Source organism: Mesobacterium hydrothermale (genome assembly GCF_035818635.1).
GTDB lineage: Bacteria > Pseudomonadota > Alphaproteobacteria > Rhodobacterales > Rhodobacteraceae > Mesobacterium_A > Mesobacterium_A hydrothermale.
This window is the reverse complement of record NZ_JAYLLH010000018.1, coordinates 44,259-60,752: the sequence shown is the minus strand read 5'-3', so window position 1 is coordinate 60,752 and position 16,494 is coordinate 44,259. Positions and strand designations below refer to the sequence as shown.

The 16,494-nt window shown below is 62.6% G+C and carries 15 protein-coding genes; 9 read left to right on the top strand and 6 right to left on the bottom strand.

The window, feature by feature from the left end; all coding sequences use genetic code 11:
- Positions 1-118: 118 nt before the first annotated feature.
- Positions 119-1,123 carry a GlxA family transcriptional regulator gene (locus tag VK792_RS13010; RefSeq protein WP_326297975.1) on the top strand — a complete coding sequence of 335 codons (1,005 nt, stop codon included), beginning with the start codon at positions 119-121 and terminating at the stop codon, positions 1,121-1,123.
- A gap of 260 nt (positions 1,124-1,383) precedes the next feature.
- Here VK792_RS13010 and VK792_RS13005 read toward each other — a convergent pair whose 3' ends face one another.
- Entirely contained in the window at positions 1,384-3,579 is a 2,196-nt protein-coding gene (locus VK792_RS13005) for an NADP-dependent isocitrate dehydrogenase (protein WP_326297943.1), read from the bottom strand.
- Between the two features lie 480 nt (positions 3,580-4,059).
- Positions 4,060-5,235 carry a 4-hydroxybenzoate 3-monooxygenase gene (pobA, locus tag VK792_RS13000; RefSeq protein ID WP_326297942.1) on the bottom strand — a complete coding sequence of 392 codons (1,176 nt, stop codon included), beginning with the start codon at positions 5,233-5,235 and terminating at the stop codon, positions 4,060-4,062.
- Between the two features lie 94 nt (positions 5,236-5,329).
- Between pobA and VK792_RS12995 the strand changes: the two genes are divergently transcribed.
- From VK792_RS12995 to VK792_RS12985, 3 genes are read left to right on the top strand one after another with little or no spacing between them, the layout of a single operon-like run.
- Positions 5,330-6,193, top strand: a complete 864-nt coding sequence (locus VK792_RS12995; RefSeq protein WP_326297941.1) for a helix-turn-helix domain-containing protein — start codon at positions 5,330-5,332, stop codon at positions 6,191-6,193.
- A gap of 54 nt (positions 6,194-6,247) precedes the next feature.
- Entirely contained in the window at positions 6,248-7,672 is a 1,425-nt protein-coding gene (locus VK792_RS12990; protein WP_326297940.1) for a cache domain-containing protein, read from the top strand.
- Complete coding sequence (locus tag VK792_RS12985; protein ID WP_326297939.1) at positions 7,669-8,313, top strand: response regulator transcription factor; 645 nt, start codon at positions 7,669-7,671, stop codon at positions 8,311-8,313. Before VK792_RS12990 ends, VK792_RS12985 begins: the two co-directional genes overlap by 4 nt.
- Before the next feature lie 13 nt (positions 8,314-8,326).
- Here the strand turns inward: VK792_RS12985 and VK792_RS12980 are convergent, their stop codons facing one another.
- Positions 8,327-8,527 carry a hypothetical protein gene (locus tag VK792_RS12980; protein WP_326297938.1) on the bottom strand — a complete coding sequence of 67 codons (201 nt, stop codon included), beginning with the start codon at positions 8,525-8,527 and terminating at the stop codon, positions 8,327-8,329.
- A 407-nt stretch (positions 8,528-8,934) separates the two neighbouring features.
- Here VK792_RS12980 and VK792_RS12975 point away from each other — a divergent pair, with 407 nt between their 5' ends.
- Both VK792_RS12975 and ilvN read left to right on the top strand, forming a co-directional pair.
- A complete protein-coding gene (locus VK792_RS12975; RefSeq protein ID WP_326297937.1) occupies positions 8,935-10,689 on the top strand; it encodes an acetolactate synthase 3 large subunit in 1,755 nt (584 codons plus the stop codon).
- Positions 10,690-10,812: 123 nt separating this feature from the next.
- Positions 10,813-11,373: an acetolactate synthase small subunit gene (ilvN, locus tag VK792_RS12970; RefSeq protein ID WP_326297936.1), complete on the top strand. Its 561-nt coding sequence runs from the start codon at positions 10,813-10,815 to the stop codon at positions 11,371-11,373.
- A 32-nt stretch (positions 11,374-11,405) separates the two neighbouring features.
- Here ilvN and VK792_RS12965 read toward each other — a convergent pair whose 3' ends face one another.
- Positions 11,406-11,726: a hypothetical protein gene (locus tag VK792_RS12965; protein ID WP_326297935.1), complete on the bottom strand. Its 321-nt coding sequence runs from the start codon at positions 11,724-11,726 to the stop codon at positions 11,406-11,408.
- Positions 11,727-11,979: 253 nt separating this feature from the next.
- On the opposite strand from VK792_RS12965, the gene VK792_RS12960 reads away from it, so the two are divergent.
- The 3 genes from VK792_RS12960 (at position 11,980) to VK792_RS12950 (ending at position 14,238) form a co-directional block, all read left to right on the top strand.
- Positions 11,980-12,768, top strand: coding sequence for a helix-turn-helix domain-containing protein (locus tag VK792_RS12960; protein WP_326297934.1), 789 nt, complete (start codon positions 11,980-11,982; stop codon positions 12,766-12,768).
- A gap of 103 nt (positions 12,769-12,871) precedes the next feature.
- Positions 12,872-14,029 carry an aromatic ring-hydroxylating oxygenase subunit alpha gene (locus VK792_RS12955; protein WP_326297933.1) on the top strand — a complete coding sequence of 386 codons (1,158 nt, stop codon included), beginning with the start codon at positions 12,872-12,874 and terminating at the stop codon, positions 14,027-14,029.
- A complete protein-coding gene (locus VK792_RS12950; protein WP_326297932.1) occupies positions 14,026-14,238 on the top strand; it encodes a hypothetical protein in 213 nt (70 codons plus the stop codon). Before VK792_RS12955 ends, VK792_RS12950 begins: the two co-directional genes overlap by 4 nt.
- A 174-nt stretch (positions 14,239-14,412) precedes the next feature.
- On the opposite strand, the gene VK792_RS12945 is transcribed toward VK792_RS12950, so the two are convergent.
- Both VK792_RS12945 and prfB read right to left on the bottom strand, forming a co-directional pair.
- On the bottom strand, positions 14,413-15,219 hold the full coding sequence (locus VK792_RS12945; RefSeq protein ID WP_326297931.1) for a DUF2189 domain-containing protein: 807 nt from the start codon (positions 15,217-15,219) through the stop codon (positions 14,413-14,415).
- Positions 15,220-15,357: 138 nt separating this feature from the next.
- Positions 15,358-16,479 (bottom strand): peptide chain release factor 2, encoded by a 1,122-nt coding sequence (prfB, locus tag VK792_RS12940; RefSeq protein WP_326297930.1) that lies wholly within the window; start codon positions 16,477-16,479, stop codon positions 15,358-15,360.
- Positions 16,480-16,494 lie beyond the last annotated feature (15 nt).

The following is a 16,494-nucleotide window of genomic DNA, read 5'->3' as shown; positions in this document are numbered from 1 at the left end:
TAGCAGAAATGCGACCCAAGGCAAGTCGCAGCTTGGCCGTCTTGGCTTGACCCGCCTTGCGTTTCCTGTGCAACTGACCCAAACCGGGGCGAACTTCCCACCGGAAAACGTGAAGAAAATGCAGATACAACGCCAGATCATCGAGGTGGATACCGACGGAGCAAAGCCGCGCCGTTTTGTCTTCGTGCTGTTGCCGAAATTCACGCTGCTCAGTTTTTCCGCCGCCATCGAAAGCCTGCGGATCGCCAACCGGATGGCGAACAAATCGCTTTATTCATGGATGATCACCGGGGAAAGCGGCGAAACGATCTCGTGCTCTGCCGGGGTGGAATTCAAGCTGGAGAGCGACCTGCCCGAGCTTGGCCGCGACGATACCGTGCTGGTCTGCGGCGGCGTCGACGTGCAGGACGGCACCACAAAACGCCTGCTGAACTGGCTGCGGCGCGAAGCCCGGCGCGGCCTGGCCATGGGCGGGCTGTGCACCGCGTCCTACACGCTGGCCAAAGCCGGTCTGCTGGACGGCAAGAAAGCGACGATCCACTGGGAAAACCAGGACAGCTTTGCCGAGGAATTCGACGAGGTCACCCTGACCAAATCGGTTTTCGTGGTTGACGGCAACCGGATCAGCACCGCTGGCGGCACGTCGTCCATCGACCTGATGCTGAAACTGATCGCCAACGATCATGGCGAGGAACTGGCCAATGCGGTGGCCGATCAGCTTATCTACAGCTCGATCCGCACCGACCAGGACACCCAGCGCCTGTCGGTACCCACCCGCATCGGCGTGCGCCACCCCAAGCTGAGCCAGGTCATCCAGATGATGGAGGCCAATATCGAGGAACCGATCAGCCCCGCGTTGCTGGCCAAGCGCGTCGGCATGTCGACCCGCCAGCTGGAGCGCCTGTTCCGCCGCTACCTGAACCGGTCCCCCAAGCGCTATTACATGGAGCTGCGCCTGCAAAAGGCCCGCAACCTGCTGATGCAAACGGATATGAGCGTGATCAACGTGGCGCTGGCCTGCGGCTTTGCCTCGCCGTCGCATTTCTCGAAATGCTACCGTGCGCATTACGACACCACCCCCTACCGGGAACGGGGATCACACGGGACGCGTCTGTCTGTGTAGATCGGGTTTCGGATCGGCTACGCCGATCCGACCGGGGCGCGCGATCCGCGCGCCATGGGAGCTCTGCTCCCATACCCTCGAGGTATTTTCAAAACCAAAGACATGAAGGCCCCGCCCTTTGTGTCTTTGGTTTTCCAAATACCTCAGGGGTGAATGCCGCTGCAGGCGGCAGAGGGGGCAGCGCCCCCTTGAACGCGGGGCCTGCAAAGCACCGCAGATCGAGCGTGCGGCCCCGAAGGGCCGCACACGATGTTGTCACCTTAGCCGATGATTGCGTTCAGTGTGGCGCTGGGGCGCATCACTGCTGCGGTCTTGGCTGGGTCGGTCTTGTAGTAGCCGCCCAGATCCACGGCTTTGCCTTCATCGGCCTGAAGCTCGGCCAGGATTGCGGCTTCGCCCTCGGCCAAGGCCACAGCGAGGGGGGCAAAATGGGCGGCGAGTTCGGGATCGTCCGATTGCGCGGCCAGCGCTTCCGCCCAGTAGCGGGCGAACCAGTAGTGGCTGGTACGGTTGTCGTTCTGTCCGACCTTGCGTTCGGGGCTGTGGCCCTCTTCCAGGACTTTCTGTGTCGCATCTTCGACAGCGGTGCCCAGCACCGCCGCCTTCGGGCGGTCCTTGTCGGCGAGGAACTTGAAGCTTTCGCCAAGGGCACAGAATTCGCCCAGGCTGTCCCAGCGCAGGTGGTTCTGTTCGACCAGCTGCTGCACGTGTTTCGGGGCCGACCCGCCGGCACCGGTCTCAAACAAGCCGCCGCTCTGCATCAGCGACACGATCGACAGCATCTTGGCCGAGGTGCCCAGTTCGAGGATCGGGAACAGGTCGGTCAGGTAGTCGCGCAGCACATTGCCGGTGATGGTGACCACGTCATGGCCCTTGCGCATTTCGACCAGCGTGTAGCGAGTGGCTTCTCGCGGTGCCATGATCGGGATCGCGACACCGGCGGCTTGCAGCGCGGGTTCGACATATTTGATCAGTTCGGCGTCATGGGCGCGGTTCGCGTCGAGCCAGAAGGCGGCGCGGCCGGTGGCCTTGAAACGGCGGATGCCTAGGCGGATCCAGTCTTCGATCGGGGCCTTCTTGACGGTGCAGGAGCGCCAGATATCGCCCGCTTCGACCGCGCTTTCGTGCAGCACGTCGCCGTTGTCCAGGACGATACGCACCACGCCGGCCGAGGGCAGTTCGAACGTGGTCGGGTGCGAGCCGTATTCCTCGGCCTTCTGCGCCATCAGGCCGACGTTCGACACCGCGCCGCAGCTGGTCACGTCCAGCTTGCCGGTTTCCTTGAAGTAGCGGATCGTCTCGTCGTAGACGCCGGCATAGGAATTGTCGGGGATGCAGCACTTGGTCGGCGCGGCCTTGCCGTCCGGGCCCCAGCCGATGCCGCCGGCGCGGATCACCGCGGGCATCGAGGCGTCGATGATCACGTCGGACGGGACGTGCAGGTTGGTGATGCCCTTGTCGGAATTCACCATGTACATCGGCGGGCGGCTGGCCAGCGCGGCGGCCAGGTCGGCCACCAATGCGGGCTTGTCGGCAATCCGCGTTTCCAAGTCACCGATACCGGCATTGGGGTTCCAGCCAAGAGCGGCAACCTCCGCGCCGTGTTTGGCGATGAAGTCTTCCAGGTAGACGCTGACGAAATGGCCGAAGATGATCGGGTCGGACACTTTCATCATCGTGGCCTTGAGGTGGACCGAGAACAGCACCCCCGGCTCGATCGAGGCGATTTCGTCCTTGATATACTGGCGCAGGGTCGCGACCGACAGGAAGGTGGCATCGACGACTTCGCCTTCAAGGTAGGTCAGGCCATCCTTCAGGACGGTCTCGGTGCCATCCGCGGCGGTAAAGATGATTTTCGCACCGCCAGCCTGCGCTGCGGTGATGGTGGCGGATTTCTCGTTGGCGAAGAAATCGTTGCCCGGCATTGCGGCGACACATGTCTTGCTGTCGGACGCCCAGTCGCCCATCGAATGCGGGTTCTTCTTGGCGTATTCCTTCACCGCCTTGGCGGCGCGGCGGTCGGAATTGCCTTCGCGCAGCACCGGGTTCACGGCAGAGCCCTTGATCGCATCATAGCGGGCGCGCACGTCGCGGTCGGTGTCGGTCTGCGGATCGGCCGGGTAATCCGGGATGGCATAGCCCTGCGCCTGCAGTTCTGCGATCGCGGCGGTCAGCTGCGGCACAGAGGCCGAGATGTTCGGCAGCTTGATCACGTTGGCCTCGGGGGTCTTCACCAGCTCGCCCAGTTCGGCCAGGTCGTCGCTGACGCGCTGGTCTTCGCTCAGGTAATCGGGAAAGGCGGCAAGGATCCGGCCGGCGACCGAGATATTGCGGGTTTCCACGTCAATCCCGGCGGCACCGGCAAAGGTGCGCACAATCGGCAGCAGCGACGCGCTGGCCAGTTCGGGCGCTTCGTCGACGACGGTGTAGATGATATCGGGGGTTTTGTCAGCCATGGTGCCGTACTCTCCGCTTGCTCGCGTTGTGCCAGGGACGTGCCAAAAGACGCCCCAAGGGCAGGTCGGGGGCTGCCCGGTTCAACGGGCAGCGATATTCAGATGCCGGGTGACCGGCAGCGCCCTCATATACCTGTATGCATTCGTATACAATAGGGGCTGAACGATGTTTTCCACGGCTGCAAGCGTTTTTGCACGGTGCGGAACAGAAAGATAGGCGGCAGATCGCGCGGGGGCCGGGCTGGCGGACGGGCTGCCTTGAAAACAAGCGTCCAGCGGGGTGCACAGAACACCCGGCGCATTGCCGGGCTGCAGCGCGGCGAACCGCCCCTTGCCACCGTATGTAATGGCCGAGCCAAGTCGGAAACGAGGTGGCACGTTGCCAGGGCAGAAAACAATGCGCCGGGCCGTCAGACGGCCCGGCGAGACGCGGCGACCTTTGGCCGCTTTGCGCGCGATCCGGTGGTCTTTTGAGCCGCCTCAGAACGGCAGCCCGACATAGTTCTCGGCGAGCGACGATTGCGCCGCCTCAGACGAGAACAGATACTCCAGATCGGTCTGCTGCAGCTTTTGGTCATAAGCCATGGTGTCGGGGAAGCTGTGCAGCAGCGTGGTCATCCACCAGCTGAACCGCTGCGCCTTCCACACCCGGGCCAGCGCTTTTTGGCTGTATTGGTCAAGGCCGGTATCGTCGCCGTTCAGGTAGTGATCCATGATCGCGTGGTACAGGTAGTAGATGTCCGACGCGGCTGAGTTCAGCCCCCGCGCCCCGGTCGGCGGCACGATATGGGCGGCGTCGCCCGCAAGGAACAGGTTGCCCCAGCGCATCGGCTCGGCGACGAAGGACCGCAGCGGTGCGATGGATTTCTCGATCGACGGGCCGGTTTCCAAACGCGCAGCCACATCTTCCGGCAGACGCGTCTTCAACTCTTCCCAGAACGCGTCGTCCGACCAATCCTCGACCTTGTCGGTCAGCGGCACCTGGATGTAATAGCGCGACAACACCTGGCTGCGCAGCGAACACAGCGCAAAGCCCCGCTGCGACCTTGCATAGATCAGTTCGTCGTTCACCGGCTTGGTACGGCTGAGAACGCCCAGCCAGCCGAACGGATAGACCTTTTCGTATTCTTTGAGCACGTCCTTGGGAATCGACTTGCGGCTGACACCATGAAAGCCGTCCGCTCCGATGACATAGTCACAGTCGATGCGGATGATGTCATCGCCGCTGCGATAGGTGACGTAAGGCTTGCCATCGGTGTTGAGGTCGTGCAGGTGCACATCCTCGACATTGTGGATAACCTTGCCGTTCATCTTGTCGCGCGCTTCGTACAGATCGCGGGTCAGTTCAGTCTGACCATAGACCATGACGGAATTTCCGCCAGAGTACTTGTGAAGGTCGATACGGGACATCGTGCCATTGTCAGCGATGTAGAAGCCTTCATGAATCTCGCCTTCCCGGTCCATGCGCTCGCCGCACTGGGCCTCGCGCATCAGGTCGGCAAAACCGTGTTCCAGCACACCCGCCCGGATCCGGCCCAGCACGTATTCGCGCGAATGCTTTTCCAGAACGATGGTGTCGATGCCTTTCAGGTCCAGCAACTGGCTGAGCATCAGGCCCGACGGGCCGCCGCCGATGATACAAACCTGGGTTTTCATGTCGCCTCCTCCTCCTGTGCGTTGAGCGACAATCTGGCTTTGAGGAGGCCTGAAATGAATGGATCGGTTGGGCCAATTCTTGTACGAATCGAACATGACACAGAAAAACATGCCACAAATTCTGAACTTCAACCTGTTCGGCGAGGCAGGTGATCTGCCCGACGTCGTGCATTGCGAAACAATACAGACCCGGTCACGGTTGCACAACTGGGAATTCGCCCCGCATCGCCACGCCCGGCTTCATCAGGTCCTGTACCTGGCCCAGGGCGGCGGGCGCGTCACGCTGGACGGTGCCCCCCAACAAATCGCGCCTCAAGACGTTGTGAACGTGCCCTTGGGGTTGGTGCATGGCTTTTCGTTCCAGCCCGGGACAGAGGGGCTGGTGGTGACGCTCGCGGCCGAGATGCTGGATCAGGCGCTGTTGCCGGTCGAGGGGCTGCGCCCGGTGCTGATGCGGCCCGCCGTGCTGCGCTGCGCGCAGGACACGCGTGGCACGCTGGAACAGATCTTGGCGGCGTTTTCCGGGCGCGCCTTTGGCCGGGCACAGATCCTGCGCTCTTTGGCCGGACTTCTTCTTGGACAGATCGCACGGGACCTGACCGAAGGCGAAAGCCCCGGCGCGGCCCCTGCCCGCCCCGATCTGCTGGCCCGGTTCGAGGCGCTGATCGAGGCGCGCTATACCGATCATCGCCCGGTCGCCGACTATGCCGCAGACCTTGGCGTCAGCCCCACGCACCTGTCCCGCGTCTGTCGCGCCGCCACCGGACGCCCGGCCAGCGCGCTGATCGAGGACCGGTTGATCCGCGAGGCGCGGCGCAACCTTGTCTATACCAACCTGACCGTTGCGACGATCGCCTATGCACTGGGGTTTTCCGACCCGGCCTATTTCACCCGCGTCTTTACCCGCGCCACCGGCCTTGCGCCGCGCGCCTTCCGCGACCAGGCACAAACCGGCTGAGCCGCGACAGAAGGGTTCTTTCCCCCGCACACCGTTATGGCATTATAGCGACCCATGAAGCGCCTGCTGAAATCCCTGCGGCCAAACTACGGTCAGAAGCTGTTTCTTCTGGCCTCTGTCCCGCTGATTCTTGCGGCCAGCGCCATCGCGGTGCTGGTGGCGCACCAGTCGCGCGCGCTGGCCGAACGGGAAATCCGCGGGCTCGAGGAACAGCTGCTGGAAGCCAAGAAGCGCGAACTGCGCAACTATGTCACCCAGGCGCGCAACGGGTTCTATTTCATCTACGGCAACGCCCACCCCAATGACGAGGACGCCAAGCGGCAGGTGATGCAGATCCTGGCCGCGATGATCTATGGCGAGGAAGGGTTCTTTTTCGTCTACGACTATGACGGCAACAACCTTGTCAGCCCGCGCCAGACCGACATGATCAACCAGAACTGGAGCGGCCTGACCGACAGCGAAGGCACCCCGGTCGTCGACGAATTGATCCGCATCGCGCGGCAGGGCGCGGGATATCATGAATATCTCTGGCCCAAGCCATCCACCGGGAAAGAGGCGCGGATGATCACCTATGTCACGTCCTTCCCGTCCTGGCGGTGGGCGGTGGGCACCGGTGTCTTTATCGACGATGTGCTGGAATCGGTGGCCACCTCGCGGGCCGAGGTCGAGACCCGGGTGCGGCGCACCTTTCTGTACATTGGCGGTATCACCCTGTCCGCGTTGCTGTTGGTCTTTATGTCGGGACTGGTTATCAACATCCGCGAGCGGCGGCTGGCCGATGCCAAGCTCAAGGAACTGACCCAGCGCGTGTTCGATGCACAGGAAGAGGAGCGGGGCCGCGTGGCGCGCGAATTGCATGACGGGATCAGCCAGATCCTTGTCGGGGTGAAATACGCGCTGGATGTCACCCGCCGCCGCATCCTGACCGGCGACGCAAAGGCGTCGGAAACGCTGGACAAGGGGCTCGAGAACCTGTCAGGCGCCATCACCGAGGTCCGCCGCATCAGCCGCGACCTGCGTCCCGGCGTGCTGGACGACCTGGGTCTTGGCCCGGCGCTGAAGGCGCTGACCGACGATTTCCGCGCCCGGACCGGGATCCAGACCCGGTTCGAAACCGTGGTGTTCCGCAACCGGCTGGACCAGGATTCCAAGATCGCGCTGTACCGCATCGCGCAAGAGGCGCTGACCAATGTCGAACGTCATGCCGGCGCCAGCGCGGTTACCATCGACCTGCGGGGCCATGTCCGTGGTGCCACGCTGAAAATCACCGACAACGGGCGCGGGATCGACCCGACCCGCAACCGCCGCCCCGGCCCCGGCATCGGCCTGCGCAACATGCAGGAACGGATGGACCAGCTGGGCGGCACGCTGCGGGTGCTGTCGTCCAAGGACGGCACCGTGATCGAGGCTCAGGTCCCGCTGAGCCACCTGCTGCCACCCGAAAGCGCCCCACTTCAATCACAGAAAGCCCGCGCATGACCCAGACAACCCGCGTCGTCGTCGTCGACGATCACCCGATGGTGGCAGAAGGCATCACCGCGATCCTGGAAACCTTTGACGATATCAGCGTCGTCGCAACCCTGTCCGACGGGCAACAGGTGATCGACCGGCTGGAAACGCTTCAGGCAGATGTGATCCTGATGGATTTGAACATGCCGGGCGTCAGCGGGTTGTCGGCGACCGAGATGATACTCGAACGCCGGCCCGAAACACGCATTCTTGTGCTGTCGATGCATGACTCGCGCGAATACGTGGCCTCGGCGCTCAGCCACGGGGCCATGGGCTATGTGCTGAAGGACGTCCCGACCGAGGAAATCAAGCGCGCCATCGACGTGGTGATGACCGGAGAGCGGTACCTGTGCACCGGCGCGGAGGGGGCGCTGGCACCACCGCCAGGGATCGAGGGCGAACAGCTGACCAACCGCGAACAAACGATCCTGCTGCAACTGGCGCAAGGCAAATCGAACAAGGAAGTGGCCGCCGCGCTGGATATTTCTGTGCGCACGGTGGAAACCCACCGCAAGAACATCAAACGCAAGCTGGGCATCAGTTCCACCGCTGGGCTGACCCGTTACGCGATGGAACATGGCGTGCTTCAAGGCACGGGCGTCAACCTGTAGCGCCGCTGCGCGGTCAGAGTGTCAGCCCGTCCTCGGCCTTGTCGCAGCCAAGATCGAACAGGTGGACCGCAGGGATGATCCGGGCAGATGGTGCGTCAGTGCCGCCGGCCTGAACGGTCTGGCCCGGAACCTCGATACACACGGCCAAGGCAATCAGCCCTGCCAGCGTGGCCGCCCGGGCCATGGAAAAATCGCGAAAGAAGACATGCCGCATGGCACCCTCCATAACTGAACCCTCAAGTTCAGTTTGCGCCCATGCCCTGTTACAATCAACTCACGTTTGCGCGCACGATGTTACGGTTCAGCGCACAGAAACCGATACCTGAGTCGGTTTTTCGTGAAAATGTCGCGACACATCGCCGCCCGCGCAACAAATGCAAAGAAATTACCCCCTGCCGAGACATTTTTTCTGTATTTCGGGTGTTGACGCCCCTGCCCCATGCCCATAATGTCCGCGCACGCAATCAGAAGGCTTCGACAGATGCTGGAACTAGTAGTCATCGTAGGATCTTGGCGCATGGGCCGGTAACGGACACCATATTGGTCCCCCATGCGCCCCCGACTGATCCTCGGGGGCTTTTTATTGCGCAATTGAAATGACGTCGTAGGTGGAGTGAAGCGATGACACGTCAGATGACCGGAGCGAAAATGGTGGTTCAGGCCCTGATCGACCAGGGTGTGGACACGGTATTCGGCTACCCCGGCGGCGCGGTGCTACCCATTTATGACGAGGTGTTCCAGCAGAACAACATTCGTCACATCCTTGTGCGCCACGAACAGGGCGCAGTGCATGCCGCCGAAGGCTATGCCCGCTCGACCGGCAAGCCCGGCGTCGTTCTGGTGACATCCGGCCCCGGAGCCACCAACGCCGTCACCGGGCTGGTGGATGCGCTGATGGATTCGATCCCGATCGTGGTTCTGACCGGCCAGGTGCCGACCTTCATGATCGGCTCTGACGCGTTCCAGGAAGCCGACACTGTGGGCATCACCCGCCCCTGCACCAAGATGAACTGGCTGGTGAAGGACACCGAAAAGCTGTCGGCCACCATCCACGAGGCTTTCCACGTCGCCACCTCGGGCCGCCCCGGCCCGGTGCTTGTCGACATTCCGAAGGACGTGCAGTTCGCTTCTGCGGAATACCAGCCCAAGGCCAAGGCGCGCACCGCGCATTATCAGCCACAGGTCAAGGGCGACCTGGAAACCATCACCCAGCTGGTCGAGGCGATCGAGACCGCGGAACGTCCGGTGTTCTATACCGGCGGCGGCGTGATCAACTCCGGCCCGGCAGCCAGCCAGCTGCTGCGCGAACTGGTGGATGCGACCGGCATCCCGATCACCTCGACCCTGATGGGCCTGGGCGCTTACCCCGCATCGGGCAAGCACTGGCTGGGCATGCTGGGGATGCACGGGCTTTACGAGGCCAACCTGGCGATGCACGGCTGCGACCTGATGATCAACCTCGGCGCCCGTTTCGACGACCGGATCACCGGCCGCGTCGACGCGTTCAGCCCGAAGTCGAAAAAGGCGCATGTCGATATCGACCCGAGCTCGATCAACAAGGTGATCCGGGTCGACATGCCGATCATCGGCGACATCGGCCACGTTCTGGAAGACGTGCTGAAGATCTGGAAGGCGCGCGGCCGCAAGGTCAACCGCGAAGGCCTGGCCAAATGGTGGACCCAGATCGAGAAGTGGAAGGCGGTGAAATGCCTGACCTACAAGGGCTCTGACACCGTCATCAAGCCGCAATACGCGCTGGAACGGCTGGAGGCGCTGACCAAGGGCATGGACCGCTACATCACCACCGAGGTGGGCCAGCACCAGATGTGGGCGGCGCAGTACCTGACCTTCGAGGACCCGAACCGCTGGATGACCTCGGGCGGGCTGGGCACGATGGGCTATGGCACGCCGGCGTCGATCGGGGTGCAGATGGCGCATCCAGAGGCGCTGGTGATCAACGTCGCGGGCGAAGCGTCCTGGCTGATGAACATGCAGGAAATGGGCACGGCGGTGCAATACCGCCTGCCGGTCAAGCAGTTCATCCTGAACAACGAACGCCTGGGCATGGTGCGCCAGTGGCAGGACCTGCTGCACGGCGGCCGCTATTCCCAGAGCTGGTCCGAGGCGCTGCCCGATTTCGTCAAGCTGGCGGAAGCGTTCGGCTGCAAGGGCATCCTGTGTTCCGATCCGGCCGACCTGGACGACGCGATCATGGAGATGCTGACCTATGACGGCCCGGTGATCTTCGACTGCGTGGTCGAGAAGCACGAGAACTGTTTCCCGATGATCCCCTCGGGCGAGCCGCACAACAAGATGCTGCTGGGCGACGCCAAGACCGAAGGCGCGATCGAAGCCAAGGGCGCCGTGATGGTGTGATGATTTCGGACAGGCCTGCGGCCTGTCCGACCCGTCGGGGGGCTTTGCCCCCCGATCCCCCCAAGGTATTTGGAAAACCAAAGACGGGAGTGTCTGCGTTTTCCCCCGACGAAGGAAAGACCCATGTCGCCGCTACAGATCAAGAAGGGCTCGACCAAGCATTCGGCCTATAACCTGCGCCCGACCTTTTCGGATGTGCAGGAGACCCACACGATTGCCGTCCTCGTGGACAACGAGGCCGGCGTGCTGGCCCGGGTCATCGGGCTGTTTTCCGGCCGGGGCTACAACATCGAGAGCCTGACCGTGGCAGAGGTGGACCATGAAGGTCATCTGTCGCGGATCACCGTCGTCACCACCGGCACACCGCAGGTCATCGAACAGATCAAGGCGCAGTTGGGCCGGATCGTGCCGGTGCACGAGGTCCATGACCTGACCGTCGAGGGCGGCTCGGTCGAGCGCGAACTGGCGCTGTTGAAAGTGGCCGGCCAGGGCGACAAGCGGGTCGAGGCGCTGCGCCTGGCGGACATCTTCCGCGCCCATGTGGTGGATTCGACGCTGGAAAGCTTTGTGTTCCAGCTGACGGGGACGCCGGACAAGATCGATGCTTTTGCCGACCTGATGCGCCCGCTGGGCCTGATCGAGATCGCGCGCACTGGCGTTGCGGCGCTGTCACGCGGCGCCTGACGCCGGACAGAGCCAAGTTCGATGTGCCAGGCCTAACGGCCTGGCGCGCCGGCGAAGGCCACGACGTTTTCCGCACCGGTTGGCCTTTGCCCTGTGCGGCCCGTCAATCGTTCTGCAATCGCAGGGTATTGGCGCTCTCCGACAAGACGCAGGTTCCGGGCGCGACGCAGGTCGCGCTCTGTTCTGACGTCAAATTGGATCAGATCCCCTGCGTCAAGGGGCATCCCTGACAGCGCGGATTGATCGTTGGCAGAAAAATACGCCAGTTCGCCGTGATCTTCGCACCAGATCACCGCTTTGCGTTCGGACTCGTCACTCCAGAGCACAACACCGTACATGGTTTCCACTTTCATGGTCGGGCTCCCAGCTTGATCTGTTTGAGTGTGCAGATTCTCGCGTCACGCGATATCTCGGATTCCGGGCCGCACGCTTGCAATTTGTATAAATTCCGGCAATCTTTGTGTCGAACTGGCGTCAACTATGACGCCAAATAGCACCATGCCTCACAGAAATGCGGCGAACTATGCTTCTTTGACGAGATATGATAAGAAGCCAACAACCAGAAGTGGATTGCACATGACCGCATCCAGGAAAGCCCCTCAGGCCATGCCCAGCCCGGCGGATCTGCGCAACATGTTTGGCGCCAATTTGCGTCAGCTTTCGAAGGTCGCCCCGTCAATTTCGGCGCTGTGCCGCGACCTTGGGATCAACCGGACGCAGTTCAACCGCTACCTGTCCGGGGAAAGTTTTCCCCGGCCGGATGTGCTGTACAAGATTTGTCAGTTCTTCGGTGTGGACGCGCGCATTCTGCTGGAGCCGGTCGACGAAATCGCCGAGTTGACCTCGGACCTGTTTCACCACCCAGAGATCCGTGAATTCCTGGGCAACGGCACGGAAACGGTGTCTGAAGAGCTGATGCCAAGCGGTCTGTACCGGTTTTCCCGGGGCAGTTTCATGGACAACGGCACCTTTGTGGTGAACGTCGTGCAGATCTATCGCAAGGACAAGCACACCTTCGTGCGCGGCTACGAGGCGAAGAAGGCGATGGTGCAACAGGGCCTGCCTGCCACGCCGAAGGCGCGGGAATTCCGCGGCTTCGTCATGCCGCAGGAAGGCGGCGTGGCAATGCTGGTCAGCCGCCGCAACGCACTGACCTTTTCCTTCACTTACCTGTCGCGGCAGTCGTCTTTCGACAACAATTACTGGGTCGGCTACACCACGCGGACCGCACGGGAATCGGTGACCGGAAAGCGCGCCGCCCGGCTGGTGGTCGAATACATCAATGGCAGCTTTGCCGACAAGCTGCGCGTCATGCGGTCGACGGGCCTGTGCGACGAGGCAGACCTTCTGCCGTTTCACCGCACCCAGCTTCAGGTGGGCAAACCGTTCTCGTGATCCTTGCCATGTCGCGCCGCGACAAACCGTGTCGCCCCTGAGATATCGAAATGGCGCGAACTGGCGTTGACTCGTTCCGAGCCCAGCCAGAAGGAGCGCAGCCATGTCCCGGAACACGGACCTTTCCGCCGTTCGCCAGCCCGTCACCACCGCGCTGGGATTGCCGAACGCGCACTATACCGATCCCGCGGTCTTTGCCGAAGAACGCGAGGCGCTGCTGTTCCGGCAATGGGCAGGGCTGGCGGTGGCAGCGGACGTCCCGGACCCCGGCGACGCAAAACCGCTGACCTTCCTTGGCATGCCGCTGCTGCTGTTGCGCGGCAAGGACGGCACGGTACGGGTTTTCCAGAACATCTGCCGCCACCGCGGGATGATCCTGGTGGAAGAGCCGCGCAAAATCGAAGGCGCGATCCGGTGCCCCTATCACAGCTGGTGCTACAGCACCGAGGGCCGGCTGGTCAGTACGCCCCATGTCGGGGGCCCGGGGCAGAACACCCATGACGCGATCCAGCGTGACGCGCTGGGACTGGTCGAGGTGCGCAGCCAGGTCTGGCGGGACGTGGTCTGGATCAACATGTCGGGCGATGCGCCGGACTTTGACGTGGCGATGGCCGGCGCCATCGACCGCTGGCGCGAATTCGACCTTCCCTTGTATCACGGCGGTGCGGACAGCCGGTTTACGCTGGAGGTGCAGACCAACTGGAAACTGGCGGTTGAAAACTATTGCGAGAGCTATCACCTGCCCTGGGTTCATCCCGGGCTGAACAGCTATTCCAGGCTGGAGGACCATTACAACATCGAGCAGCCCGGCGCCTTTTCCGGTCAGGGAACGCTGGTCTATCGGCAATTGACCGACGACAACGGCACCACCTTTCCCGATTTCCCGGATGTCGGTGAAAAGTGGAACGAACAGGCGGAATACCTGGCGGTCTATCCAAACGTTCTGCTGGGCACCCATCGCGATCATGCTTTCGCGATCATCCTGGAACCGCAAGGAATGGATCGTACGGTAGAGCATATTCACCTGTACTATTCCGTGCCCGACACCGACCCCGCGCTGCGGGCCCGCAACACCGCGCAGTGGAAGGTCGTGTTCGAGGAAGACGTCTTTGTCGTCGAGGGCATGCAGCGCGGGCGCCATGCCAGCGGCTTCGACGGCGGCAAGTTTTCGCCCGCGATGGACGGGCCGACCCATTGCTTCCACGACTGGGTGGCGATACAGGTCGAGGGCTATCGCATGCAGGCGCAGGCGGCGGAATGAACGATCTGGAGGCCCGGTTGCTGGCCGCCCATGCCCGTGGCGACACGCGGGCACTGGTGGGGCTTTATACCGAGGCCGGGGAGCACGCCAACAGCGCGGTTGCGCAGGGGTTCTACCTGACCCATGCCTATGTCTATGCGCTGGAACTGGGCGATGTCCGCGCCACGGGGCTGCATGCACGGCTGGTTGCGATGGGGCGCGAGACCTGAGGCCCGGAAAACCCAATGATCCGGAACAGCGGCGTGCGGACCATCGGCCCGCAAACCTGGTCAGCATCGGGACAGCATGCGGCAGCACCGATGCGGGCTTGGGGCGCTGCCCCGCTGGCCCGTCGGGCCAGCCCCCCGGAGTATTTTCGGAAAGATGAAAGGGGCTGGGTGGCTTCAGGCCAGTTGAACCACCCGCTCTTGCTCGGGTGCGGTTTCGTAGGCGAGGATCTGGTAGACATGCCAGGTGGCGTGGCCCAGCACCGGAAGCACCACGCAAAGCCCCACGAAGGCCGGAATCATCGCGATGAACGTGGTGACCGCAATGAAAATGCCCCAGCCGATCATCTGCACCGGATGGCGCAGCACGTATTGGAACGAGGTGATCATCGCGGTGACGAAATCGACCTCACGATCCAGCAGCAGCGGCAGGGACAGCACGGTGATCATGTAGAGCAGCAGCGCGAAGGCACCACCGACCACCGAGCCCACGGCAAGCATCGTCAGGCCGTTGGCGGTCAAATAGACCCCGAAAGAACTGCTGACGTTGGTCATCGTGGACAGGCCGAGGAACAGGGCAAAGATCATGTGGCCCAGGAAGAACCAGAACAGGAAAACGAAGACGATCACCGCGCTGATCGACGGCAGCTGACGTTTGGACTGACGCCAGACCACGCTGAAGATCTGCATCCAGTCGGTGGCGTCGCCGCGTTGCAGCCGGCGGCTGACGTCGTAGAAGCCGGTGGCGGCGAAAGGACCCAGCAGCGGAAAACCGATGGCCGCCAGCACCAGCCAGAACGTCGTGCCGGTGCTCCAGGTCAGCCACAGCATGAACCAGCCACTGAGCACGTAGAACCCGGCAAAGATCAGCGCGAAACCGCGGGCGCGGCGATAGTCGCGCCAACCCCGGCGCAAGGCTTCCTTGAATGTGGCTGCACTGACGGCTCCAAGTTGGGGGACCCCCAGCTCTGGTGTATATGGCATCGCGGCGCCCTCTCCCCTTGGCCCTGACGTTGCGTCCTCTCGGGACATATCTAAGCAAAGGAATGTTGGCGCGCGCAAGATAATTGTTCTGCCGCGCCGCAGCGCAACATATTCGAAAAACCAAACCTGAGTGGGCGATCAGTCCGTGCCGCGGGCGTCGGCGCGGGATTTGCCGGCCACCTTCTGGGCCAGGGTCGCGGCCATGAACGGGTCAAGGTCGCCGTCAAGAACCCCTTGCGTATCAGAGGTTTCGACGTTGGTCCGCAGGTCCTTGACCATCTGGTAGGGTTGCAGGACATACGACCGGATTTGGTTGCCCCAACCGGCATCGCCCTTGGCTTCGTGCAGGGCGTTGACCTCGGCGCTGCGACGATCGAGCTCCATCTGGTAGAGGCGGGATTTCAGTGCCTTCATCGCGATGTCGCGGTTCTGGTGCTGCGATTTTTCAGAACTGGTCACCACGATACCTGTCGGGTGGTGCGTGATCCGAACGGCCGAGTCGGTGGTGTTGACGTGCTGACCGCCCGCGCCGGAACTGCGGAACGTGTCGATGCGGATGTCGGCCGGGTTCACCTCGATCTCGATGTTGTCGTCGATCACCGGATAGGCGCCAACGGCGGCAAAGCTGGTTTCGCGGGTGCCCTTGCCAAACGGCGAAATGCGCACAAGGCGATGGGTGCCGCTTTCGGATTTCAGCCAGCCATAGGCGTTGTGGCCCTTGATCTGGTAGGTCGCCGATTTGATCCCGGCCTCGGCGCCGGCCTGTTCTTCCTGAAGCTCGACCTCGAACCCGCGGCGTTCGGCCCAGCGGACATACATCCGCGCCAGCATCGAGGCCCAGTCGCAGGCTTCGGTCCCGCCGGCGCCTGCCTTGATTTCCAGGAACGCGTCGTTGGCGTCGCTTTCGCCGTCCAGGAGCGCTTCGAGTTCCTTGGTGGCGGCCTTGTCGGCGAGCGCGGTCAGCGCGGCCTCTGCCTCTGCCACGACCTCTGCGTCGTCTTCCATCTCGCCCAGTTCGATCAATTCGACATTGTCGGACAGCTCTTGCCTGATCGACTGGTAGGTGTCCATCGCATCGACCAGCGACTGGCGTTCGCGCATCAGCTTTTGCGCGGCGGCGGGGTCGTTCCACAGGTCGGGATCTTCGACGCGGGCGTTGAATTCCTCCAGCCGGTGCTGCGCGGTGTCGCCAAGCCGCTGGGCCAGAAGCTCCAGCGATTTTTCGATTCTTGCCACGGTGTTTTCGGTTTCTGCACGCATGTCCGGTATTTCCGT